Below are 22,283 nucleotides of genomic sequence, written 5' to 3'. Positions count from 1 at the left end.
GGACGTCCATGACTCTCACCGCGCACACCGGCCGCGACGCACCCACCGGCCTTCCCACCCACGCGGGCCCCGCCACGGCCGGAGCCGAGGCGGGGGCCGAGGCGGGGGCAGGGGCAGGGGTCGGGCAGTGGGCGACCGTGTCCCGTGACCGGACGGCGCCCACGGTGCGACCGCTGACCGAGCACTGGGAGACCGTCCGCGCTCTGGTGCGCGCCCTGCACGAGCGCACGGCCGCCCCCTCACCCGCTCCCCCGGGGGATGCCGCCGTCTTCACCCCGGACGGCGAACTCCCCACCCTGGACGGGCCGCTGCGCGACCTGCTGTCCGCCGCGACCGCCCGCGTCACGCGGCTGCCGGACCACCGCGGCACCCGGCTGCACCTGCTCGACCTGCGCGGCGACCCCCGGGCGCACCCGGCGCAGCCGGCCGGGGCGCTGCTGGTCGTCGCGCGTGCCGTGCAGCATGTGCGCCGCACCGGCCGGCGGATCACGCTGCTGGCTCCCTCGTCCGGCAACACGGCGACGACGCTGCGCGAGGCGGTGCTGCGCGCCCAACGGTGCGGGCTGGCCCGCCCCGACCAGATCCGCGTGGTCGCCCTGGTGCCCGCCTGTTCCCGCCACAAGGTGGCCGACTCGCCGCTGGCCCGGCACCCTCAATTGCGCCGCCGCAACCCCTTGGTCGTCTACCACGGATCGGAGCCGGGCGCGGTGCACGAGTTGGCCGCCGCCTACTGCCGGGAGCGCGCACACAGCCTGCGCACCGCGACCGGCACCGACCTGTGGCACGTACGCGACCCGGTCGACCACCGGGTCGCCGACGCGCTGCGGGCATTCGTGGAACACGACGCGCTCGGCGCCGCCGACGTGCGGGGCCGGCTGCACGCCCAGGCGGTCGCCACCGGATCGGGTCTGCTGGGGCACCGGCTGGGCAGCACGCTTGCCAAGCCGCAGGACGCACCCGGGAGCGCGGCACCGCGCTATCTGCTGGTACAGCACCTGCGCACCCCCGCCCTGGTGCTCCACCTGCTGACCGGCTCGTTCTCCCACGAAGGCGTACCGCCGTACGTCCACGACCGGGCACGCGGCGTCCACCGGCAGCCCGCCGACGGGCTCGATCCGCACTTCCCGCACACGGCCCACCACCCGCAGGAGGTCCTGGACCCCATCTTCTTCACCCGCGCTCCGGACACCGCACGGGAAGTGAGCATGCTCGTGCGCACCCACGGGGGCGACGGGATCGTCGTCTCGCGCTACGAGTGCCTGGCCCGCTATCCGTCCGTACGCGCCATGCTCCGCCCGGCGGGTGTCGAACTCCCCGCCGATCCGGCGCGGCTGGGCGAGTGGTCGCTGGTGATGGCCATGACCGGCGTCCTGAACGCGATCGACCGGGGCCTGGTCACCGAGCCGGAGGTGGTGGTGCACGGCACCGGCTCGTACGGCAGGGACGAACGCGCCCCCGTACCGCCGGCGTCGGCACGGTACGCGGACTCCGTCGACGAGCTGCACGCCGTCCTCACCCGGGCGCTCGCCCCGCTGGGGCGGCGGTCATGACGGCGGCCTCGCACCGGCCCGGCACCCGCCCGCTGCCCACCGGGCCGTTCGTGCTGCCGCGCAGCCGCTACGACGAACTCTTCGACACCACGGCCGCCTTGCTGGCACTGGTGCGCCGAGCCGTGCTGGCACTGGCCCCGACCTGGCCGGAGCGACTGGTCGCGCTGGGTGCCGACCCCGCCGACCATCCGCCCCACTCGGGCCTGGAGGCCGCGGAGACCGAGCACTGCGCCCTGCTGGCCGGCGCCGACTTCCTGGTCGACGAGACAGGGCCGCGGCTTGTGGGCCTGGACCCCGACGGAGCGCTCGGCAGCGCGCGGAGGACCGGGATGCTCACCTCCGCCCGGCTGCACACGCACACCCGGCCGCAGGACGGGCCGCTCTTCGGCCACGACCCGCGGGCCGTGCGCGCGGAGGCGCTCGCCGAGGTGTGCGCACACCGGGGGCTGCCGCGCACCGTGGCCCTGATCGGGCCGGGCTTCCACCCGCAGGACGTGCACGACCTGACCGAGCACGGCTTCGCAGCCGATCTCCTGGCCCCCACCGACCTGCCGGGCGCGCTCGGCCGCCCGGGCGGACTGCGCTACGCGCTGGGCCTGCTGGGCAGCACACGGCGAGCCACCGGCACGGACCTCGGCCCCCTACGGGACACGCAGCGCGCCGGGATGTTGCTGCTGCCGCCGCTGAGCAGCGGGCTGCTGGCCGACAAACGGGCGCTGGCCCTGGTCTCCGAGGGGCTGCCCTGGATGACGCGGGGCGAGCGTGCCCTGGTGGAACGCGGACTGCCGTGGACCAGGATCACCCTGGCGGGCCGTACCCGGTGGCACGACGGCGAACGGGAGCTGCCCGGACTGCTGCTGACGGAGCGCGAACGGTTCGTGCTCAAACCGGCGGTCGCCGGTGCCGGGCCGGTGCTCGTGGGTCACCGGACCGACGAGAGCACCTGGGCGGCAGCGGTGCGGCGGGCCTTCGGTCAGGGGGACAGCGTGGTGCAGGAGCACATACGCCCGGCGCCGTACCCGCTCCGGATGGGCGACGGTACGGGCACCTGGACGGTACCGGCCGCGCCGGTGCTCAGCCCTGTGCTGTTCGCCGGACGGCCGGGCGGCTGCCGGGTGCGGTATCTGACGCCGGCCGGCGGCTCCCTCCCGGCCGACGCCGTGCTGGCCCGCCAGGGACTCAGCCGCCGCGCAGCGCCCTCAGCGGCCCCCCGCTGCCGCTGAAGGCCGCCTCCCGGGCGGCACCGCTCAACTCCAGCTCGACCGCCGAGTCGAGCACGGCGCACTGGAGTCGCTGCAGATCGGGTGAGGGGTCCAGGCCCAGTTCCCGGGAGAGGACGCCGCGCAGCCGCTGGTAGACCTCCAGCGCGTTGCCGCGTCTGCCCGAGCGGTAGAGAGCGAGCATCAGCTGCGCCTGGATGCCCTCGTGCAGCGGGTGCTGGGCGGCCAGCCCGGACAGTTCGCCGACCAGTTCGTGGTGCCGGCCCAGGGTGAGGTCCACCTCGATGCGCTGGTTGAGAATGCCCAGCCGCGACTCCTCCAGCCGGGTCGCCTCGATCTCCAGCAGCGGGCCGCACTGCACATCCACCAGTGCGGGACCGCGCCACAGCTCCAGCGCCCGGCGGAAGGACGCGGAGGCCCCCACGAAGTCGCCCGCTTCCAGTGCCCGGTGCCCGGCGCCGGAGAGCCGCTCGAACTCCAGGGCGTCGACCATTCCACCCTGGGTGTCGAGCAGATAGCCGCCGGACTCGGTGATCAGCACGCTCTTGGCGCCGTTCGGCAGGTCGGCCGGGAGCCGGTCGCCCAGCGCCGCGGCGATGAGGTTGCGCAGTTGCAGTACGTAGGTCTGCAGTGTGGTCTGGACGCTGCGCGGCGGGGCCTCCCCCCACAACTCCTCCACCAGGGAGGCGACGGAGACCACTTGGTCCGGATAGAGGGCCAGCAGGGCCAGCACCTTTCTCGGTTTGACCGCGGTCGGAACGACGGAGACCCCCGATTGGACGACCCTGCAGGGTCCCAGCACGCTGATGTCCATCTCTCGCTCCTTTCGGGTGCGTTGGTGCGCTGTGTAGGACTACATGGATGTCTCGGACAGGTGCGAGGCGCGCTCCGGGCGAGCGGTGCGGCGCAGTTGGGCCGCCAGCAGTTCCAGGAGCGCGGTGTCGCGGACGAAGAAGTGGCCGCCGGGCACGCGGTGCAGGGCGAACGGGCCGCTCGCCCAGCGGCGCCACTCGGCGACCGCGGCGGGCGGGGCCGCCTCGTCCCGGGTGCCGGCGAAGGCGTGCACGGGGCAGTCGAGCGGCGCGTCCTGTTCCGCCTCCGCCGCGCCGCCGACCGCGCGCAGACTGGCGGCGAGGCGCAGATCGTCGCGCATGGTGGACAGCAGGGTGCGCAACCAGTGGGGGCGCTCGAACAGGTACCCGGGCAGTGTGCCGTAGCGGTCGAGTGCGGCCAGCAGTGCCGCGTCGGGCATCTCGCACTGGTCGGTCAGCGGCGTCGGCAGGTGCGGTGGCGGGCAGGCGCCCAACCCGACCAGCACCGGCGCCGGGCGGCCCGCGCGCCGCACCCGCTGGGCGAAGCGGTAGGCGACCAGGGCGCCCAGGCTGTGCCCGTACAGCGCGTAGGGCTGCTCCAGCAGCGGGCCCAGCTGCGCGTCGAGTTCGTCCAGCAGCAGGCGCCCGTCGGTGATGCGGGGCTCACGCAGCCGGGTCTCCCGGCCGGGGAGCCGGATGGGCAGTACGCACACGGCGGGGTCGAATCCGCGGCGCCAGCGCGCGAAGGTGAGCGCGCCGGCGCCCGCGTGGTGGAAGCAGAACAGCCGCAGTCCGGCACCGGCGGGCGCCTCTCCCGCGGGCGGGGCGTCCGTCGGCCGTCTTCCGGGAGGTGCCGCGAGATACGCGTTCATCCCTCCCCCCTTCCCCCGTCCCCGTGACGGGGCCGGTCGTCAAGGGCCAGATCCTCACGACCGGCACTGGACGACAGCTCGAAGCGGGGTGGACCGGGCCCGGGGCGGGCGCATCACCCCGCGAGGCCGGCGGCCTCGCCCGATCCCGTACCGCGCCAGGCGTCCAAGGCGTCCTCGCCCCGGAGAATGGCCTGGTGGAGGCGGTCGATCCGGGGCGAGGGCTCCAGGCCCAACTCCTCCACGAGAGTGCCGCGCAGCCGCCGGAAGGCGATCAGCGCGTCCGAGGAGCGGCCGTCCTGGTGGAAGGCGACCATCAGCAGCGCGTGCAGGTTCTCGTAGAGCGGATAGCGGCCGCGCAGTGCGCACAGTTCGCCCAGCACCTCGCGGTGCCGTCCCATGTGCAGGTCGGCGTCGATGCGCCGCTCCAACGCGCCCAGCCTGCTCTCCTCCAGCCGGGTGGCCTCGATGGACAGGTGCCTGCCGTGCGGGAGGTCGGCGAGCGCGGGCCCGCGCCACAGTGCCAGCGCCGCCTCCAGCAGTCGCGAGGACTTGGCCATGTCGCCCGCCTCGTAGGCGGCGTGCCCGGTGCGGGTCAGCTGTGCGAACTCCAGCGCGTCGACGTCACTGTCGGCGATCTCGAGCTGGTAGCCGCCGTGCCGGGTGGCCAGGATGTCCTTGTCGCTGGGCGCGTACGGGTCGCGGGGCGCGGTGCCGGTCCCGGGCAGCGGCCCGGGGTCACCGAGCGCGGCGCGCAGCCTGCGGCGCAGTTGCAGGATGTAGGTCTGGAGCGTGGTCGGAGCGCTGCGCGGCGGCCCGGCGCCCCAGACCTCCTCCATCAGGTCGGACACCGGCACGATGTGCCGGCTCTGGAGAGCGAGCAGGGCCAGGATCTGCCGCGGCTTGGCCGCGCTCGGCGCGATCGAGACGCCCGCCGTCTCGGCGTGCAGAGTTCCCAGCACCCTGATGCGCATCTGGGGCCTCCCCGTTGGCGGTTCCGGCTGAAAGGTCGCTGAAGGTGGCGAAGGTGTCGCCGGCCGGTGTCATCGACATCTGTCGCCGACCTTCCACCACGTACGGTCTGGAGAATCGCAGCCGTCCCCGCCGCGCAACAGTGAGCAACTCACGATCTCGGCGCGAAGATCGGGCGGGGAGGGCCGTGAGTTTTTCACATGGAGGGTCGTGAAGCCTCCACTGGCCCTCGCCCGGGGTCCCACTCACACTGCTGGTGCGCATCGGACCCACACGATCGGGCCACTCCCCACACAGCGTCGCCCCATGAGTCCACGGGGGGCCATGGGTTCCTCTCTCCAGACGGGAGACGTCACGATGTCAGGTCACGCGCTCGCCAAGGTCACCGTCAGCCGTGCACACGGCGCCGCGGACGTTGTCGAACACGACTGGCGCTTCGCCGAACTGACCGCCCAGTGCTGCCTGGACCCGGCGCTCGCGGTGCGCTACGCGGTCGAGCCGCGCAGTGTGCTGGCCGAGTTCGGCATCCCCACCGACGAGCGGACCCGTATTCCGGCGCTGCCCACCGGGCCCGGCGCCGAGGTGTCGATCACCAGCCTCAACCCGCGCGACGCCGTCGGACACGCCGCGCTCTGCGACAGCTGGACGTTCGCGCTGCCGACCGAGCCGGAGCTTCCCACGCGCTCCCTCTCGCCGGCTGAAACGGCCCTTTGACGCACGAACTCGGCACAGAGCGGGGGAGACAGAATGGAGACGAAGACAGAACTTCCCAGATTGGGATTCCGTAAGAACCTGCGGCCGGCCGTCGTACCCGGCGATGCCACCTATCTCGTCTCCGAGCAGGGTGTCACGGCGGTCGAGGGAACCGAGGTGGCCGCGCTGGCGCCGCTGCTCGACGGCAGCCGGGACCTTGCCGCACTCGCCCGGGAGACACGCGGGCTGCTCTCGCCCGGCAGGCTGGGCAGCATCCTGGGCCAGTTGACGCAGGCCAACCTGGTCGCCAGCTTCGCCCCGCCCGCCGGGCCGCCTGCCGGGCAGGAGGTCGGGCGGGGCACCGGGCTGCAGCTCGGCCCCTCGGACGCCACCGCGGCGTTCTGGGAGTCCGCCGGGCTCGATGGAACGCAGGCCGACGCCGGACTGTCCGCGGGGCGGGTACGGCTGCTGGCCGTCGGCGGCGAGGAGCCAAGCGCCGCCCGGGACGCCTTCCGCGCCGCCGGGATCGGGCTGGCCGAGCCGGAGGAGGAGGGAGAACACACCCTCACCGTGGTGCTGTGCGAGGACTATCTCGCGCCCGCGCTGGCCGACATCGACGCCGCCCAGCGGCGCACCGGCCGGCCCTGGCTGCTGGCCAAGCCGGGCGGGGTCGAGCCGTGGCTCGGGCCGTTCTTCCAGCCGGGTGAGGGCGCCTGCTGGCACTGTCTCGCACACCGGCTCAGACACCACAGGAGCGCGCACAGCTATGTGGGACGGGCACTGGGGCTGGCCGCGCCGGTCACTCCGCCGCGCGCCCACATCCCCGCGAGCCGCGCCTGCGCTCTGCATCTGCTGGCGCTCCAGGTGGCGACCTGGCTGGGCGGGTTCCGTGACGAGCGGCAGTCGGCGGTGTGGACCGTCGACAGCCTGCGCGGCGAGGGGCGCCACCACGCGGTCGAGCGGCGGCCGCAGTGCCACGGCTGCGGCGATCCGGGGCTGGTCGCCGCACGTTCCCGGCAGCCCGTGCTGCTCACCTCCCGTCCGAAGGTGTCCACCGGCGGCGGCCACCGGTCGCTCACGAGCCGCCAGATGCTGGAGCGGTACGAGCATCTGGTGGGAGAGGTCACCGGTGTCGTACGGCTGCTCCAGCGTGACCCGCGCTGCCCCACCGGCCTCAACGCGTTCGTCTCCGGCAGCAATCCGGCGCTGCACGGCAACGGGCTGCACACCCTGCGTTCGGCGCTGCGCAGCCACAGCGCGGGCAAGGGCGTCACGGAACTCGACGCCAAGGTGGGGGCGTTGTGCGAGGCGCTGGAGCGGTACTCGGGCACCTACCAGGGTGACGAGGCCCGCATTCCGGGGCGGTACGCCGAACTGGGCGAGGCCGCCGTGCACCCCAACTCCTGCCAGCTGTACGACGAGCGGCAGTTCGCCCGGCGGCGGGAGTGGAACGCGCGGCACTCGCCGTTCCAGTTCGTCTGCGACCCGTTCGACGAACAGGCGGTCGTCGACTGGACACCGGTGTGGTCGCTGACCGAAGAACGGCACCGGCTGCTGCCCACCTCGATGCTCTACTTCGCCGCCCCGCAGGAGACCGGCGCCCCGGTCTTCGCCCGCGCCGACTCCAACGGCAACGCGGCGGGCAGCAGCCTGGAGGACGCCATCCTCCAGGGCTTCCTCGAACTGGTGGAGCGCGACGCGGTGGCGCTGTGGTGGTACAACCGCACCCGGCAGCCGCGGGTGGACCCGGAGTCGTTCGGCGAGGAGTGGATCTGCCGGATGCGTGCCTCCTACGCCGCGATCGACCGCGAGTTCTGGGTTCTGGACCTCACCTCGGACCTGGGCATCCCGGTGATGTGCGCGGTCTCCCGGCGCACCGGTGCGGCTGACGGCGGGGTGGGCCGGGAGGACATCGTCTTCGGCTTCGGCTGCCATCTGGACCCGGCGCTGGCACTGCGCAGGGCCCTGACGGAGATGACGCAGATGCTGCCCGCCGTGCTGGACACCCGGCTCAGCTTCCAGGATCCGGTCTTCCGCGACTGGTGTACCCGGCACACGCTCGCCGACCAGTGCCATCTGGCACCGGACCCGGAGGCCGCCGTACTGGGGCCCGCCGACTACGCCTACACACCCCGCGCGGATCTGGCCGAGGACGTGGCGGACGCCACGGCGCTGCTGCGCCGGCACGGTATGGAGATGCTGGTGCTGGATCAGACGCGGCCCGATCTGGGGATTCCGGTCGTGAAGGTCGTCGTGCCGGGGCTCAGACACTTCTGGGCCCGATTCGCGCCCGGAAGGCTCTACGAAGTGCCGGTCCGACTCGGACGCCGTGCCGAGCCGGTCGACTACGACCGGCTCAACCCCGTCCCGGTGTTCGTCTAGCCGATGGTCGCACCCGGTCCCCTCGCCTATGCTGTGCTCACCTTCGGCGGGGCGAGGGGAGAGCCCGGAGTGAGCTCAGGGGGAAAGCGCATCTCTTTACACCGGCAACGACCCGGGGCACGGCAACCGCTCGTGTACGGAGTCGACGCCGCCATGGCTCCCCGCATCGTGCTGACCGTCTTCGTCGTGGCGCTCAGCGGCATTCTGGGCGCCGCTGTGCTGCATCTGCTGACCATCGGCGGCTCGTTGAAGCAGATCCTGGTCGGCGGCGCCGCGATCGTCGTGATGTTCGCCACCCAGGTGGCCCGTACGACCCAGCGGGGTATGCGGCTGAGCCGTGCCTACCAGCACTGGGTACTGGGGGTGCAGGCGTTCTGCACCTTCGTGCCGATGCTGCTGCTGGGCACGGCCTGGGTCGGGCTGCCGGGGCTGCTGGCCGGATCGCTGCTGCTCACCTTGCGGAAGCCCTGGTCGTGGCTGGGGATGGTCGGCTGCCTGGCCTGTGTCATGATCGTCACCTCCTCCTCCGGCTGGCCGGCGCTGGACGTCGCCTACAACGGGGTGTCCACGCTGACCACCTGCGCCGTCGTCTACGGGCTCACCAAGCTGTCCGAGATCGTCATTCAACTGCGCGCGGCCCAGCAGGAGATCGCGCGGCTGGCCGTCGAGGAGGAGCGGCTGCGCTTCGCCCGCGACCTGCACGACCTGCTGGGCTACAGCCTCTCGGCGATCACGCTGCGCAGTGAGCTGGCGCACCGGCTGGTGGACGCCGATCCGCCGCGCGCCAAGGACGAGGTGACGCATGTGCTGGAGATCTCCCGCCAGGCGCTGGCCGACGTCCGCGCGGTGGCGCGCAGCTACCGCAACATCTCGCTGCCCGCCGAGATCTCCTCGGCCGTCTCGGTGTTCGAGGCGGCCGGGATCGAGGCGGAGGTGGACACGACGCTGGAGAACATCCCGGAGACGGTGGGCACGGTGCTGGCCACCGTGCTGCGCGAGGGCGTCACCAACATCCTGCGCCACAGCAAGGTCCGCCGGTGTCAGATCACCGTGTGCGGCGACGCGAACTGCGCCGTGCTGCGTCTGGTCAACGACGGGGTGCAGCCGCTTGCCGACCCGCTGGACCCGACCACGCCACGGCCGGACAACGACGGTGGCAGCGGCATCGGCAACCTGTCCGCACGGGTGGCGGCGATCGGCGGCACCCTGGAGGCACAGGTGCGCGAGGACGGCTGTTTCCATCTGGAGGCACGGATTCCGCCCCCGGCGCCCGGCCGGGCGGTACCCGAGAACGGGGCCTCGGGACGTGCGGGGCTGCCGAGCCGTCCGGCCACGGCCTCCGGTACGGCTACAGCCAACCCTGTTCCCGGGCGATCCGCAGAGCGTCCACCCGGTTACGGGCCCCGAGCTTGATGACGACGGCCGTCAGATAGTTGCGCACCGTTCCCACCGACAGGAACAGCCTGGCCGCGATGTCCGCCGCCTCCTCGCCCTCGGCCGCCAGCCGCAGCACCTCCGTCTCCCGCGCGGTGAGCGGGTTCTCCCGCGCCGACCAGGCGTCCAGGGCCAGTTCGGGGTCGATGACGCGCTCCCCGGCCCGCACCCGTCGGATGGCGTCCGCCAGCCTGCTCGGTGGCGCGTCCTTGAGCAGGAAGCCGGAGACATGGGCCTCCAGCGCGCGGCGCAGATTGCCCGGCTGGCCCAGACTGGTGAGGATCAGGGTGCGGCAGCTCGGCAGCTTCTGGTGCACCTCGGCAGCCGCGGTCAGCCCGTCCATGCCCGGCAGGTCGATGTCGATGACGGCGACGTCGGGGCGGTGCGCGAACACTGTCGGCAGGATGTCGTTGCCCGAGTCGACCTCGGCGACGATCTCGATGTCCGTCTCGATGTCCAGCAGGGCCACCAGAGCACCGCGCACCATGTGCATGTCCTCGGCGAGCACCACTGAGATCATCGTCGAGTTCCCCCGCGGACTCGGGCTGCCTGACTTGCGGTCGAAGACGTGAGAATACCCCGTCCGGTCCCGCCCGACACCGACTCGACCACGAATCGAGGTCAAAGGTCAACAGTGCGTACATGGCCCAGGATTCCGCCGCCCGTGCCCGCCCCTACCCCCCGCCGCGCCGCTCGGCCACCGAGGTCCCCGCCGCCTACGCGCGGCTGCGCGCCGAGGAGCCGGTCACCGAGGTCACCCTGCCCAGCGGCGACACGGGGCACCTTGTCAGCCGCTACGACGACGTACGGGCCGTGCTCGCCGACCCCCGCTGCTCGCGGGCGGCGACCGTACTGCCCCAGGCACCGAAGCTGACGGCCGTCCCCTTCGACGCGGGCGGCCTGTTCACCATGGACCCGCCCGAGCACACCCGGCTGCGCGCGCTGGTCTCCCGCGCCTTCACCCCCCGCCGGGTGGCGGCCATGCGACCCCGTATCGCCGAGCTGGCCGGGGAGTTGGCCGACGCCATGGCGGCCTCGCACCGGGCCGACGGCGGCCCGACGGATCTGAACGCGGCCTTCGCCTTCCCGTTCCCGGTGGCCGTCATCTGCGAGCTGCTCGGCGTCCCCTACGCCGACCGCGAGCGCTTCCGCACCTGGTCCGACGCGGTGGTGTCGCTGACCGCGCACCCGCCCGAGGAGATGCTGCGGCACAAGCGGGCGCTGCTGGCCTATCTGGGCGAACTGGTCGCCGCCAAGCGGCGCGCGCCCGGTGCGGACCTGCTGAGTGCGCTGGTCACCGTGCGCGACGAGGAAGGCGGGCTCAGCGAGACAGAACTTCTCACCATGGCCATGACGCTGCTGATCGCGGGGCACGAGACCACGGTCGGGGTGCTGGGAACCTCCGTCTTCACCCTGCTGCGGCAGCCCGACCGGCTCGCGCTGGTACCGGACGACGAGGAGCAGCTGGCGGCCCTGGTCGAGGAGTTGCTGCGGATCAACCCGATCGGGGACGGCGGGCCGCTGCGGGTCACCACGGCACCGGTCGAGGTCGCGGGGCGGGTGCTGCCCGCCAACAGCGCGGTGATCGCCGCCATCTGCTCGGCCAACCGGGACGCGGACCGCTTCACCGATCCGGACGGCTTCGATCCGCACCGCCCCTCCCCCACCCCCCATCTGGCCTTCGGCCACGGCCCCCACTACTGCCTGGGAGCACCGCTTGCCCGCGCCGAACTGGCCATCGCCCTGCGCGTACTGGCCGACCGCTTCCCCACCATGCGGCTGGCCGTACCCGCCGAGACCGTCACCATGCACACGGGGTTGCTGGTCAACCGCCTCACCCGGCTGCCGGTCAGCTGGGACTGAGGCCGCGCCGCACCCGGGTCACAGCCGCGAACCGTCCCGGGCCCGGGGGCCGTAGCCGAAAGCGCGGTCCACGGCGACATGGGCGAGCCAGCCGCAGGCGGCAAGGCGCAGATCGCGGCTGCCCAGGGCGTGCGCGGCGCCGAAGAGCACGAGCGGGACACCCGGCGAGTGCAGCACGTTGTAGGGCCGCACGGCACGGCGCGGGAGCGGATCGAAGGTGGGCGCCGACGCGGCCCCGTACAGCAGGGCGACATCGGGCAGCACCGCACAGGCCCACAGCACCCGGCTGCGCGCCCCGCCCAGTCGTACGCCCGCGTACAGCGCCGTCACGCCGACCGTGCCGCTCAGCAGGCGACCGCGCGGGCTGCGCCACGTCCAGCCGTTCATGTCCGCACCCGGCCGCGCCGCACCCCGCGCACTCCGGCCACCGTGGTGAGGGCCGCTCGCCGGACGGGGTGGAGGCCCAGCCCGCGCAGGGCGGAGCCCAGCAGCACGGCGCGGACCCGCGCCAGATGGGCGGGGGCGCCGTGTTCGTCGTCGAGTACGAGCAGCTCCCGCCGGGCGGCGGGGTCCCGGGCCAGCAGCGCCGCGTCGCCGAGCGGGACGATGTCGTCGCGCAGTGCGGCGACATAGGTGACGGGGAGAGCGGTGAGCCGGGCCAGCTCCGGTGCGGACAGGGCCCACTCCGCGAGCGACGCCGGCACCTGCGCCGGTGGGCGGCCGGTCAGCCGCGCGAGCGTGTGCACCGTGGTCGCGGGAATCCCGGCATGCCAGTCGCGGTCCGTGAAGAAGTGGCGTACGGGCGCGCCCACCGTGGAGACTCCCACCAGCCGGGGGTCCGTCAGCGCGGCACGCAGCGCCAGGTGGCCGCCGAAGCTGAGGGCTATGGCGTGGGTGCGGCTCACGTCGGCGCGGTCGGCGAGGTGGTCGAGGAGGGCACCGACCATGGCGGGTGCCGCGGTGTCGTAGGGCAGCGTGTTCTCGCCCACGCCCGGCAGTTCGGTGACAGCGACGGCGGTGCCCAGCGCGGCGGCGCGGGCCAGCAGCGGTGCCCACTGCTCCTTGACGGAGACGATGCCGCCGCACACCACGAGCAGCGGGCGCGGTGTCCTGCTGCTGAGCCCGGCCGTCCACGCGGTGAACCGGCCCGCGCCCGAGGGCGGTTCGATCTCCTCCCGGCCGATACCGGGGCGGTCGGTCCGCCACTGGTCGAAGGAGCGCACACACAGCCGCTGTGCCCGCTCGCGGGCGGGCCCGTCCGGGTAGGGGAAGCGGGCCAGCGCGTAGTGCCGGGCGGCGTCCAGGTGGCGGCCGCGCGCCGCGAGGGCGTCGCCGGCGCGGCTCCAGACGGCGGGCCAGGAGTCGGCGTCACCACCGCGTGCGCTGCGGATGCGGGAGAGGGCGGCGCGGCACCGGTCGGCGGGGATGCCCTGTGCGCGGGCGTGCAGGGGCGCCAGCGCCCGCAGCTCGGCCAGCGTGGGGGCTTCGGTCTGTACTGTGGGGTGCGCTGCTTCGGGGTGCGTGGCTGCTTCGGGATGCGCTGCGCTGCGTGCTCCGGCGTCGCTCATACGGGTGCCGCCTCACTCGCGGCGTCCTGCTGTTCTGGCGGGGCGACGGGCCGCTGCCCCGGGAAGTAGGCGGGGGCCAGCACCCGGCGGCGCAGGGCGGGGCTGGCGTCGAGGGCGCGGTAGACCGTCCGGCGCAGCGCGGTCGCGGCGGGCGCGGTGAGGGTGAACATCCGCTCCTGCCGCAGCTGCAGGGCGCGTGAGCGGCCCACGTCCGGCTCCCGGCGCCGTTGGAAGTGCTGCAGGGCCTCCAGGAGCGCACGGCCGTGCGCCCGCCGGTCGCGGTCGAGCGCCTCGGCGACCAGCGGTGCGAGCGTCACCGCGTCGGCCAGCGCGTGGTTGACGCCCTGGCCGAGGACGGGCGAGAGGGTGTGCGCGGCGTCGCCGATGAGCACGACGCCGGGAGCCGACCAGCGCGGCAGCTCGGTGGTGAAGATGTCCAGCAGCGCCGTCTCCGACCAGCTGCGCAAGCCGTCGCGGGCGGCCTCGGCGGCCTCGGGGGCCAAGTGGCCGATACGGGCGTGCAGTTGGCCGAGGCCACCCGCGCGCAGCGTCCGCAGCCCGCCCTTGGGGATGTTGAGGCCCACCCGGACCGTGCCGTCCGTGCTGGGCAGGAACAAGCCGTGGCTGTCCCCGGCGATCCGCACCCGGTAGGCGCGCCGGTCCCATTCGGCGGGGAAGGGCAGTTTCAGCCACACCACATCGCGCTCCAGCGGCAGCTGCCGGGCGTGCTCCGCCAGCCCGCTCAGGCGGCGTACGGCGCTGTAGCGGCCGTCCGCGCCCACGGTCAGCGCCGCGCTCACCCGCACGGTGCCGGTCGGGGTGCTCGCCCGGACGCCGGTCACCGCGGGGCCCTCCACCAGCAGCCCCACCGCCGTGGCGGGCTCCAGCACGGTGCAGGTCCCCGGCAGCGGGCCGGCCGGCTCGGCGAGCGCCGCCAGCAGGGTGGGCTGGGCGAGCTCCACCGGGTGCCGGTAGCGGTAGGGGAAGTCGGCGAACCGCACATCGAGCACACGGCGGCCCGCGTCCTCGATCTCCAGCCGGTCCACCCGGTGGGCCGCCTTCCGCAGCCGCTCCCAGACCCCGAGCCCGTCCAGCAGCCGCACCCCGTCGGGGGAGACCGACTCGCCCCGGAAGGCGGGGGCGCCGCCGCGGGCCGGGTCGCGCTTCTCCAGCAGGACGACGTCGCACCCCAGCCGGGTCAGCGCCAGCGCCAGGGCCCGGCCGCCGGGTCCACCGCCGACGACGCACACGTCCGCGCCCAGTACCGTCCCCTCGCTCGCCTCACTTCGCACGGTCGCCCGCCTCCCCCGTCTCGTCCACCAGTGCCGCGATCAGTCCCGCGTCCAGCATCGTGGCCGCCGCCGTGTCGCTCGTATCGCCGAAGCCCGCGTCGAAGAGGGCGACGCTGACGGTGTAGGCCCGGTCCACCAGGCAGGTGTGGAACGCCCACTCCTCACCGGTGCCCGGCGCCCCGTCGGGCCGCAGCACCTGCACGTTGCGGTCCTGCGGGCTGAAGCCGAACTCGGTGAAGCGGAAGCGCATGCCCTGGCCGATGGCCTTGCTGTAGGCCTCCTTCAGCGTCCACAGGCGCACCAGCGCGGCGTTGCGCCGCTCTTCGGCTATCTGCGCCAGCGTGCGGCTCTCGTAGGGCGTACAGACCTGGTTCTCGGTGCCCAGGCCCAGCATGGGCCGGTCCTTGGCCTCCGCGTCCACCCCGATCCAGCCGCGCCGGGTGAGGCCGACCAGCAGCAGGTTCTCGGTGTGGCTGAGGCTGATGTCGATCTGGTCGAGGCCGCGCAGATAGGGGCGGCCACCGGGCTTGTACGCCAGTTCCACCGACTCGGGTGCGGCCTCGATGACGGCACAGGCCACATGTTTGAGCAGCAGCCGCGACGCCACGAAGCGGGAGCGGACCTGAGGGTGGGTCATCGCCTGGAAGCGGGCGTGGTCCCGGCCCAGCAGCGGGCGCAGCCGCGGATGGTCCAGATCGTCGGGCAGCCACTCCTCCAGCCGCCCGTGCACGACGACGCTGCCGTGCCGCGCGACCGCCTCACGGACCCGCTCCCAGGGTCCCTCCGGTCCGCTCATCCGCACCGGCCGGGCGAACGCCTCCGCCGTCCGACCGTCCGTCGCGGGGCCCAAGGTGATCGCCATGCCAGCCCTCCAGGCGTGTGGCCACGCCGTCGAGTACGTCGACCGCGCGGTGGCCCGGCGAGCAGCCCACCGCGAGCCTGCCCGGCAGCTCCTGCCGGGCGGTCGGGGCGCGGGCGCTCATGCGCCCACCGCCACGGCCCAGATGTCGCGCAGGCTGCGCGCCTGGAGCACGGCGTCCACCGGCACCGGACGGCCCAGTTCCTGCTCCAGCAGAGCGATCAGCCGCAGCAGGTGCACGGAGTCCCACTCGGCCAGCTCGGTCAGCTCCGCCGCGGCGTCGGCGGGTGCGAGCGCCGTGCCCAAGTGCGTGTTGGCGAGTTCGATCAGTTCTTCGACGGTGCGCATGCCGTCACCTCCCCCTCCTCCCGGGCCCGCTTCTCCTGCTCCCGGGTCAGCCGCAGCTCCAGCCGGACGTGCCCGGGGACCGGCTGCAGCTGCCGCAGCGGGTGCCGGAAGCGGAGCTCGGCCGTGCCGGGGTCCGGTCCGCCGACGGTCGTGAAGCCGTGCCCGGGGCACAGCGTCCGCAGGGCCGCGTTGGCCCGGGTGGGGCGCCAGCCGGCGTGTACGGCGGTCAGCCCGGCGCTCCGCGCCGCCCGCAGCAGCCCGTTGATCACGGCCTCCTCGATACCGCGGCCCAGCACCCGGCAGCTGAGCACCAGGTTGTCCACCCACAGCCGGCCGGCTTCCGTGCGGGCGAAGACGGCCCCGACCACCCCGTCGTCGCCGAACCGGTCGGCCGCGCGCACCGCCAGCACCACAGCACCGGGTGCGGCAGCGCGCTGCCGCACCTGTTCGGTGCTCAGCCGCTCCCCGGTCAGATTGAACCTGTTGGTGCGCAGACTCAGCTGGGCCAGCCTGGCCAGTTCGTGGTCCTCGGCGGGCGAGACGTCCACCCGCAGGGCCAGACCGGCCAGGAAGGCGCGGTAGTCGCTCGAACCGGCCTCGGACCGCTCCCGCGCCGCCCGCCGGGCGTAGCGGGCCGGGCGTAGCCGGTCCTCGTCGGTGAGCGTCGGGGTGTCGAACCAGCCGTCCGCGAGCAGCCGTTCGGGGTGCAGCGCGGGCTCACCGTCCAGCGGGACCACGGCGGCGCCGGGCACACCAGCGCGCACGCTCTCCCGCTCGAAGGCCGTGTCGTCGGCGAAGACGACCGCCTCCGGGGCGATGCCCAGCCGCTCCGCGATGGTGTGCACGCCCTCTGCCTTGGAGCCCCAGTCGGCGACGACGGTCACGAAGTCGGCGGCCCCCAGCGGGAACTCGGGGTGCTGGGCCAGCGCCCGGGTGACGGCCTCCGGGTCGTTCTTGCTGCAGACGGCGAGCAGCACGCCCTGCGAGGCGAGCTGTTTGACGGTGCGCTGGAAGGCGCCGAAGGCCGCGCCGCGCAGGGACCCGGACGCGGTGACGCCCTCCGGCCCGTCCTCGGCGAGCACGCCGTCCCACAGGGTGCCGTCCAGGTCGAGCACCAGGCACTTCTTGGCGGCTCCGCGCAGGCCGCGGATCAGGTGGGCGGCCTCACGGGCGTAGCCGGCCAGCAGCTCGGCGGTGCAGTGCGCGTCGGCGTAGGCGCCGAGCCGTGGCTCGTCCGCGCGCACGCCCGCGCTGGTGACCGGCTCCAGGTCGAGGACGGCCAACCCGGCGGAGGGGCGGGCCATGTACAGCAGGTCGGCGTTGAACTGCCGCCACAGCCCGCCGAGTTCCGCACGCTGGGCAAGAGAGGTGAGCTGGTGGGTGAAGCGGCGCAGCAGCGGCACGGTGTTCAGTACCAGGGTCGCGCCGGGTGGCGCGTGGGCGGCGTGTGCCTGGGCCAGTTCGCCGAGCACCTTGCGCTGCCGCTCGGCCGCGACGCTCACCTCGATCGGCTGCCAGGGCGCGGCGACCTTGTCCCAGACGGTGAGCGGATCCAGCACACACAGGGTGACATCGGGCGCGTGGGCGTAGAGCGGGGAGCGCGGGTCGGCCAGATCGCCGAGGTAGGCCCCGGTACCGCACACCAGGGTGCGCGGCAGTATCCCGTGCCGCGCCAGCTGACCGGTGAGCGCCGGCACCACATCGCCCACCGTGGCCCGCCCCGTGACGGCGATCCGGACGGTGGGGGTGTCCGGGTGGTGGCGCAGCACCTCCTCGGGGTCCAGCGGTGCCAGGACGCGGCCCGCGAAGTCGAGTTCGTCCGCGTCCGCACCGGCCAGCAGCTCCGGCACGGCCGGGTAGGCGGCGGCGAGCCGACCCCGGGCGTGCAGCGTGCGCAGCGACGGAGCCGGCTCGCGGTCGAGGGGCCGTCCCTGCGCGAGGTCCCGGTCACGCATCAGATGCCTCCTGCGGTGCCTCGACGGTGAAGCCGGCCCGGATCCACTTGCTGGACTCGACGGCCAGGGCCAGGGCCCGCTGGGTGGGGGCGAGGCGCGGCAGCAGACGGTCGAGCTGGAAGAAGACCAGCGCGTTGCCGTTGTTGCCGGTCTCCGCGACACAGGAGACCGGCTCCCACTCGAATCCCTGGCCCAGCTCGCTCGTGATCCGCTCGGTCATCCGGCCGCTGAGCTGCGGGGGCAGCAGGTAGTCGACCGTCTCGGGTCGCCAGCCCGCGGCGGTGAGCAGCGCGTCGAGCAGCTGGCGTGCCAGCACCGGGACCCGGTGTTCGACGGCCTTGTAGTCCTCGGTCACCGCCGGGCGCCGGCCGTCGCCGGAGCGCAGATCGGCTGCGCCGAACCACTCGACGCGCTGCCCCGGCGGCACCCCGAACCCGGCCGCCCGGTGTTCCAGGTGGGTGAGGAGGGCCCGGGCCCCGCCGCGGGGCGCGCCGCTGACCACGGCCGCGCCCGCGCCGTCGCCGAACAGCACATAGTTGACGAGGGCGCCGGGCGGCAGCTCATGGAAGTCCTGGCCCAGGTCCAGATGTTTGCTGCACACGTCGCCACCGACCACCAGGCCCAGCCCGGACGGGCTGACGGCCAGCAGGGCACGGGCCACCGCGAACGCCTGTACGGCACCGCTGCAGCCGGACTGGAGCTGGTAGGCGGCGGCGCCCTCGATGCCGAGCCGGTCGGCCAGCAGTGCGGCGGTGGTCGGCATCAGCGCGTCCGGGGTGGCGGTCGCCAGCACGATGAAGGCGACCTCGGAGGGTTCGGCTCCGGCGTCGGCCAGCGCCCGGTCCGCCGCGTCGGTGCACAGGTCCTCCAGCGTCCAGCGCACCCGGCCGCTGTCCAGATCGACGGCGAAGTGCCGGGTCCTGGTGCCGATGAACGTCTCCACCCACGCGGAGGGGAGGCCGAGGCGGTGGGCGAGCCGGTCGTTGCCGACCGGCTCGCCGGGCAACGCGGTCCCCGTGCCCAGCACGTGCACGGGCGGCGCGCCCACCGCGCGGGCCATCACACGGCCGCCGGTGTCAGCAGGCCGCACACATAGGCGGCGAGGGAGCCGATGCTCACCAGGCTGGAGAGCATCTCGGGCAGCGAGAGCTCACCCAGCTCGGGGAAGCGTTCCTCCAGCCGGTGTTTGAGCTCCATCAGCATCACGGAGTCGAAGCCCAGGTCGTCGTAGAAGCGCAAGTTCTCATCCAGCTCGGTGGGCTCCCCACCGACGATCTCGGCGACCACGGTGCGGATGCCGGTAAGGGGCTGCCCCTGACCGTTGATCGGGGGCTGCGGATCGGTTGTGGCTTGTCGCGCAGTTCCCCGCACCCCCCGGGGGGCCGGCTCCTGCGCTCGGGAGGTCTGCTCCCCCGAGCTCTTCGAGCAGGCCGTGCCCCCAGGCGCAAGGCCGGCAAGCGCAGCACTCCTTGCCGGGTGCGCAGGCTGCCAGGAGCGCCAGCGGGTGGCGAAGACGTGCGGAGGCATACGTACGGTCCGCCGGTCGGTGTCGGCGTAGAGCCGCTCCCACTCCGGGTCGAGCCCGTCCTGGTACAGGCGGGCCACCACCTCGGCGAGCTGCCGCGGGCCCGAGTCGGCGTTGCGGCACGGGGCCAGTGCCGGGATGCCGCGTGCCGCGGTGATCCGGCGCAGCAGTCCGGTCAGCACCGGCTTGGGTCCGATCTCCACGATGTGGGTGGGCGGTTCGGCGCACAGCGAGCCGACGGCCTCCTCGAACAGCACGGTCGCCGGTATCTGTTCGGTCCAGTACGCGGCGTCCGGCGCGGCCTGTTCGGCAAGCGGCCCGCCGTGCACCGTGGAGTGGAACGGGATGCGTGGCGGCGCCCCGCGCACGCCGTCGGCCGCCTCGGCGAAGGCCTCCAGCATCGGCTCCATCAGCGGGGAGTGGAAGGCGTGCGAGACCGTCAGCGGGGTGCAGCGGAAGCCGCCGCGCTCCAGCTGTTCCCGGATCCGTGCCAGCCCCGCCAGATCGCCGGAGAGCACGGTGGCGCCGGGGGCGTTGACGGCGGCGACCGCGCACAGCGGCTCGTCGGCCACCAGCGTCCGCACCTCCCGGGCGCGGGCCCGGGTGGCGAGCATGCCGCCTCCCTCGGGCAGCGCCTCCATCAGCGCGCCCCGCTTCGCCACCAGCCGGGCGGCGTCGGCCAGTTCCAGCCCCCCGGCGATCACCGCGGCGGCGAACTCGCCGATGCTGTGCCCGATCACCGCGCAGGGCCGCAGCCCCAGCTCCGTCAAGGTCCTGGCCAGCGCGTACTCGACGGCGAAGAGCGCGGGCTGGGTGACACCCGTACGGTGCACACGCTCGCTGCCGTCGAGGATCAGCTCGTGCACCGGCTCCCCGGTCCAGGGGCGCAGCGCGGCGGACGCGTCCTGCAGGAAGCCGCGGTACAGGGGTGAGCCCGTATACAGCGCTGCCGTCATTCCCGGGTACTGGGCGCCCTGCCCGGTGAACGCGAAGGCCACCGAGGGCTCCTCGGTGGCCGCGACCGGCTCCGGCATCGTGTCGGCCGCCGTGTGCAGCGCCTCGGCCAGCTCCCGCGGGGTGCCGGCCACCGTCGCGAAGCGGCACGGCTGCGCGGAGCGCACCCGGTTGCTCGTACGGCACAGCGCCGCCAGGTCCCGCTCGGGCGTGGTGTCGGCCGCCGCAGCCTGCACACGGAGGTTGTCGCGCAGGGCTTCGGGGGTGTCGGCGGAGAGGGTGAACACACCGGGCGCGGCCTGCTGCCCTGCCGCGGGGCGGGAGCGCGGTGCCGGGCCCAGCACCAGATGTGCGTTGGTGCCGCCCATGCCGAAGCTGGAGACACCGACCCGGCACCCCGGGCCCTCGGCGGCCAACCGAAGCGGCTCGGCCAGCAGCTCCATCCGCCGCTTGGCCAGCCCGAGTTGGCCGTTCTCGGTACCTGGCTGCGGCCCGGGCGGCACGGTGCCGTGGTGCATCGCCAGCACCATCTTCACCAGCCCTGCCATACCGGCGGCGCCCTCCGTGTGACCGACGGCGGCCTTGACGGAGCCGAGCGCGAGCGGCGCCTGTCGCGGGCCCTGCCGTGCGCCCAGCGCGTCGTCGAGGGCCAGGACCTCGATGAGATCGCCGAGCGCGGTGCCGGTGCCGTGGGCCTCCACATAGCGGATCTGCTCGGGCTCGGCACCCGCGCGCACCCGGGCGGCGGTGACCACCTCCCGCTGCGCGGCACGGTGCGGCGCCATGATGCCGTTGCTGCGCCCGTCCTGGTTGACGGCGCTGCCATGGATGACGGCGTACACCGGGTCGCCGTGCCGCACCGCCTCGTCCAGCATGCGCAGCGCCACCACGCCGACGCCCTCGCCGCGCCCGATCCCGTCGGCCTCGGTGGCGAACGGCTTGCACCGCCCGTCGGCCGCCGCGAGCCCGGCCTGCTGGTAGATCCGGTCGAGCGCCGTACCGAGGACGATGTTGACGCCGCAGGCCAGCGCCAGGTCGCACTCGTCGGTCAGCAGCGCGTTGCAGGCCAGGTGCACGGCCACCAGCGAGGAGGAGCAGGCGGTGTCCACGGTGAGGCTGGGGCCGCGCAGATCGAGCTGGTAGGCGAGCCGGTTGGCGAGCATGGAGCGCCCGCTTCCGGTGCCGGTGCGCGGAGTGATGCCGGCCGGGTCGGCCAGCGAGAGCCGCGCCCAGTCGTCGGACATCGCGCCGACGTAGGTTCCGGTGCGGCTGCCGGCCAGCTCGGACGGCGGCACCCCGCAGTCCTCGACGGCCCGCCAGGCACACTGCAGCAGCAGCCGCTGCTGCGGATCCATGGCGCTCGCCTCGGCGGTGGAGATGCCGAGGAAGCCCGGGTCGAAGGCGTCGGCGTCGGCGAGGAACGCGCCGGTGGCCCCGGCGCGGAAGCGGGTCGGCGGCGGGGTACCGACGGTGTGCTCGGTGCCGTTCAGCAGCCGGTAGTACGCGGCCGGATCGGGTGCTCCGGGAAAGGCGCAGTCCAGCCCGACGACGGCGACGGCACGTGAACCGGGCATCGGATCCGGGGCGGCTGCGGTGTCGGTGCGCGGCATCGTCACACCTCCGCCGGTCCGGCCGGGCCCGGACGGCCGCCGCTGTGCGCGTACGCGTCGGCGAGGCAGCGGGCCAGCGCCTCGACGGTGGGGTGGTCCCAGGCGACCGTGGGCTCCAGGTAGAGCGCGAACTCGTCCTCGATGTCGCCGTAGAGGCTCAGCGCGGCGACGGAGTCCAGTCCGTACTCCGCGAACGGCGTGCGGGGGTCGATGTCGTCGGCGGACCGGCCCAGGAACTCCGCCAGCCGGGCGGTCAGCCACCGCGCGAACTCGCGCTCCCCCAACTGCTCGGGGAGCGCCGTCCGGGCCTGGGTGCGGCCCGGTGGGCGGGTCCCTGACGGGTCCGGGGCCGGGGCCCCGGTCGGTTGCGGCACCAT

General features: G+C 74.1%; 19 protein-coding genes. 6 read left to right on the top strand and 13 right to left on the bottom strand.

Going from position 1 to position 22,283, the window contains the following annotated elements; genetic code table 11:
- Positions 1-8 precede the first annotated feature (8 nt).
- Together JW613_RS06945 and JW613_RS06940 are read left to right on the top strand one after the other, a co-directional pair.
- The gene (locus JW613_RS06945) at positions 9-1,550 is read left to right on the top strand and encodes a DUF6002 family protein (RefSeq protein ID WP_209209815.1); all 1,542 of its coding nucleotides are present in this window, start codon (positions 9-11) and stop codon (positions 1,548-1,550) included.
- Positions 1,547-2,773 carry a hypothetical protein gene (locus tag JW613_RS06940; RefSeq protein ID WP_209209814.1) on the top strand — a complete coding sequence of 409 codons (1,227 nt, stop codon included), beginning with the start codon at positions 1,547-1,549 and terminating at the stop codon, positions 2,771-2,773. The genes JW613_RS06945 and JW613_RS06940 overlap by 4 nt, the downstream gene beginning before the upstream one ends.
- Here the strand turns inward: JW613_RS06940 and JW613_RS06935 are convergent.
- From JW613_RS06935 to JW613_RS06925, 3 genes are all read right to left on the bottom strand, one after another.
- A complete protein-coding gene (locus JW613_RS06935) occupies positions 2,730-3,584 on the bottom strand; it encodes an AfsR/SARP family transcriptional regulator (RefSeq protein WP_099879654.1) in 855 nt (284 codons plus the stop codon). The genes JW613_RS06940 and JW613_RS06935 overlap by 44 nt on opposite strands.
- Positions 3,585-3,623: 39 nt before the next feature.
- Positions 3,624-4,454, bottom strand: a complete 831-nt coding sequence (locus JW613_RS06930) for a thioesterase II family protein (RefSeq protein ID WP_209209813.1) — start codon at positions 4,452-4,454, stop codon at positions 3,624-3,626.
- Positions 4,455-4,567: 113 nt separating this feature from the next.
- The gene (locus JW613_RS06925) at positions 4,568-5,425 is read right to left on the bottom strand and encodes an AfsR/SARP family transcriptional regulator (protein ID WP_209209812.1); all 858 of its coding nucleotides are present in this window, start codon (positions 5,423-5,425) and stop codon (positions 4,568-4,570) included.
- Positions 5,426-5,780: 355 nt separating this feature from the next.
- Between JW613_RS06925 and JW613_RS06920 the strand changes: the two genes are divergently transcribed.
- The 3 genes from JW613_RS06920 to JW613_RS06910 all read left to right on the top strand — a co-directional run bounded on the left by JW613_RS06920 (position 5,781) and on the right by JW613_RS06910 (position 9,911).
- Entirely contained in the window at positions 5,781-6,137 is a 357-nt protein-coding gene (locus JW613_RS06920; protein WP_209209811.1) for a hypothetical protein, read from the top strand.
- Positions 6,138-6,170: 33 nt separating this feature from the next.
- Positions 6,171-8,498 (top strand): TOMM precursor leader peptide-binding protein, encoded by a 2,328-nt coding sequence (locus JW613_RS06915; protein ID WP_209209810.1) that lies wholly within the window; start codon positions 6,171-6,173, stop codon positions 8,496-8,498.
- A gap of 153 nt (positions 8,499-8,651) precedes the next feature.
- Entirely contained in the window at positions 8,652-9,911 is a 1,260-nt protein-coding gene (locus tag JW613_RS06910; RefSeq protein WP_209209809.1) for a sensor histidine kinase, read from the top strand.
- Here JW613_RS06910 and JW613_RS06905 read toward each other — a convergent pair.
- Entirely contained in the window at positions 9,847-10,452 is a 606-nt protein-coding gene (locus tag JW613_RS06905) for a response regulator transcription factor (protein WP_099879667.1), read from the bottom strand. The two genes, JW613_RS06910 and JW613_RS06905, sit on opposite strands and share 65 nt — an antisense overlap.
- A 122-nt stretch (positions 10,453-10,574) precedes the next feature.
- Between JW613_RS06905 and JW613_RS06900 the strand changes: the two genes are divergently transcribed.
- A complete protein-coding gene (locus JW613_RS06900) occupies positions 10,575-11,795 on the top strand; it encodes a cytochrome P450 (protein WP_209209808.1) in 1,221 nt (406 codons plus the stop codon).
- Between the two features lie 18 nt (positions 11,796-11,813).
- On the opposite strand, the gene JW613_RS06895 is transcribed toward JW613_RS06900, so the two are convergent.
- The 9 genes from JW613_RS06895 to JW613_RS06855 form a co-directional block, all read right to left on the bottom strand.
- Positions 11,814-12,182 (bottom strand): DUF4260 family protein, encoded by a 369-nt coding sequence (locus JW613_RS06895; protein ID WP_245225150.1) that lies wholly within the window; start codon positions 12,180-12,182, stop codon positions 11,814-11,816.
- Complete coding sequence (locus JW613_RS06890; RefSeq protein WP_209209807.1) at positions 12,179-13,363, bottom strand: alpha/beta hydrolase; 1,185 nt, start codon at positions 13,361-13,363, stop codon at positions 12,179-12,181. Before JW613_RS06890 ends, JW613_RS06895 begins: the two co-directional genes overlap by 4 nt.
- Positions 13,360-14,655 carry an FAD-dependent monooxygenase gene (locus JW613_RS06885; RefSeq protein WP_209209806.1) on the bottom strand — a complete coding sequence of 432 codons (1,296 nt, stop codon included), beginning with the start codon at positions 14,653-14,655 and terminating at the stop codon, positions 13,360-13,362. The genes JW613_RS06890 and JW613_RS06885 overlap by 4 nt, the downstream gene beginning before the upstream one ends.
- A complete protein-coding gene (locus JW613_RS06880; RefSeq protein WP_209209805.1) occupies positions 14,645-15,517 on the bottom strand; it encodes a 4'-phosphopantetheinyl transferase superfamily protein in 873 nt (290 codons plus the stop codon). Before JW613_RS06880 ends, JW613_RS06885 begins: the two co-directional genes overlap by 11 nt.
- A gap of 117 nt (positions 15,518-15,634) precedes the next feature.
- Positions 15,635-15,862 carry an acyl carrier protein gene (locus tag JW613_RS06875; protein WP_099879674.1) on the bottom strand — a complete coding sequence of 76 codons (228 nt, stop codon included), beginning with the start codon at positions 15,860-15,862 and terminating at the stop codon, positions 15,635-15,637.
- The gene (locus JW613_RS06870) at positions 15,841-17,817 is read right to left on the bottom strand and encodes an HAD-IIIC family phosphatase (RefSeq protein WP_209209804.1); all 1,977 of its coding nucleotides are present in this window, start codon (positions 17,815-17,817) and stop codon (positions 15,841-15,843) included. The genes JW613_RS06875 and JW613_RS06870 overlap by 22 nt, the downstream gene beginning before the upstream one ends.
- Entirely contained in the window at positions 17,810-18,877 is a 1,068-nt protein-coding gene (locus tag JW613_RS06865) for a 3-oxoacyl-ACP synthase III family protein (protein ID WP_209209996.1), read from the bottom strand. Before JW613_RS06865 ends, JW613_RS06870 begins: the two co-directional genes overlap by 8 nt.
- Positions 18,877-21,906 (bottom strand): type I polyketide synthase, encoded by a 3,030-nt coding sequence (locus JW613_RS06860; RefSeq protein WP_209209803.1) that lies wholly within the window; start codon positions 21,904-21,906, stop codon positions 18,877-18,879. The genes JW613_RS06865 and JW613_RS06860 overlap by 1 nt, the downstream gene beginning before the upstream one ends.
- A 2-nt stretch (positions 21,907-21,908) precedes the next feature.
- Positions 21,909-22,283, bottom strand: coding sequence for an acyl carrier protein (locus tag JW613_RS06855; RefSeq protein WP_209209802.1), 375 nt, complete (start codon positions 22,281-22,283; stop codon positions 21,909-21,911).

The sequence above is a fragment of the Streptomyces smyrnaeus genome, from assembly GCF_017676345.1.
GTDB lineage: Bacteria > Actinomycetota > Actinomycetes > Streptomycetales > Streptomycetaceae > Streptomyces > Streptomyces smyrnaeus.
This window is presented reverse-complemented; position numbering and strand designations above follow the sequence as displayed.

What these genes read in the sequence shown, in the direction of transcription:
- JW613_RS06945 (WP_209209815.1), top strand. Translation starts at nt 9, where the DNA reads ATGACTCTCACCGCGCACACCGGCCGCGACGCACCCACCGGCCTTCCC.
- JW613_RS06940 (WP_209209814.1), top strand. Translation starts at nt 1,547, where the DNA reads ATGACGGCGGCCTCGCACCGGCCCGGCACCCGCCCGCTGCCCACCGGG.
- JW613_RS06935 (WP_099879654.1), bottom strand. Translation starts at nt 3,584, where the DNA reads ATGGACATCAGCGTGCTGGGACCCTGCAGGGTCGTCCAATCGGGGGTC.
- JW613_RS06930 (WP_209209813.1), bottom strand. Translation starts at nt 4,454, where the DNA reads ATGAACGCGTATCTCGCGGCACCTCCCGGAAGACGGCCGACGGACGCC.
- JW613_RS06925 (WP_209209812.1), bottom strand. Translation starts at nt 5,425, where the DNA reads ATGCGCATCAGGGTGCTGGGAACTCTGCACGCCGAGACGGCGGGCGTC.
- JW613_RS06920 (WP_209209811.1), top strand. Translation starts at nt 5,781, where the DNA reads ATGTCAGGTCACGCGCTCGCCAAGGTCACCGTCAGCCGTGCACACGGC.
- JW613_RS06915 (WP_209209810.1), top strand. Translation starts at nt 6,171, where the DNA reads ATGGAGACGAAGACAGAACTTCCCAGATTGGGATTCCGTAAGAACCTG.
- JW613_RS06910 (WP_209209809.1), top strand. Translation starts at nt 8,652, where the DNA reads ATGGCTCCCCGCATCGTGCTGACCGTCTTCGTCGTGGCGCTCAGCGGC.
- JW613_RS06905 (WP_099879667.1), bottom strand. Translation starts at nt 10,452, where the DNA reads ATGATCTCAGTGGTGCTCGCCGAGGACATGCACATGGTGCGCGGTGCT.
- JW613_RS06900 (WP_209209808.1), top strand. Translation starts at nt 10,575, where the DNA reads ATGGCCCAGGATTCCGCCGCCCGTGCCCGCCCCTACCCCCCGCCGCGC.
- JW613_RS06895 (WP_245225150.1), bottom strand. Translation starts at nt 12,182, where the DNA reads ATGAACGGCTGGACGTGGCGCAGCCCGCGCGGTCGCCTGCTGAGCGGC.
- JW613_RS06890 (WP_209209807.1), bottom strand. Translation starts at nt 13,363, where the DNA reads ATGAGCGACGCCGGAGCACGCAGCGCAGCGCATCCCGAAGCAGCCACG.
- JW613_RS06880 (WP_209209805.1), bottom strand. Translation starts at nt 15,517, where the DNA reads ATGGCGATCACCTTGGGCCCCGCGACGGACGGTCGGACGGCGGAGGCG.
- JW613_RS06875 (WP_099879674.1), bottom strand. Translation starts at nt 15,862, where the DNA reads ATGCGCACCGTCGAAGAACTGATCGAACTCGCCAACACGCACTTGGGC.
- JW613_RS06870 (WP_209209804.1), bottom strand. Translation starts at nt 17,817, where the DNA reads ATGCGTGACCGGGACCTCGCGCAGGGACGGCCCCTCGACCGCGAGCCG.
- JW613_RS06865 (WP_209209996.1), bottom strand. Translation starts at nt 18,877, where the DNA reads ATGGCCCGCGCGGTGGGCGCGCCGCCCGTGCACGTGCTGGGCACGGGG.
- JW613_RS06860 (WP_209209803.1), bottom strand. Translation starts at nt 21,906, where the DNA reads ATGCCGCGCACCGACACCGCAGCCGCCCCGGATCCGATGCCCGGTTCA.
- JW613_RS06855 (WP_209209802.1), bottom strand. Translation starts at nt 22,283, where the DNA reads ATGGTGCCGCAACCGACCGGGGCCCCGGCCCCGGACCCGTCAGGGACC.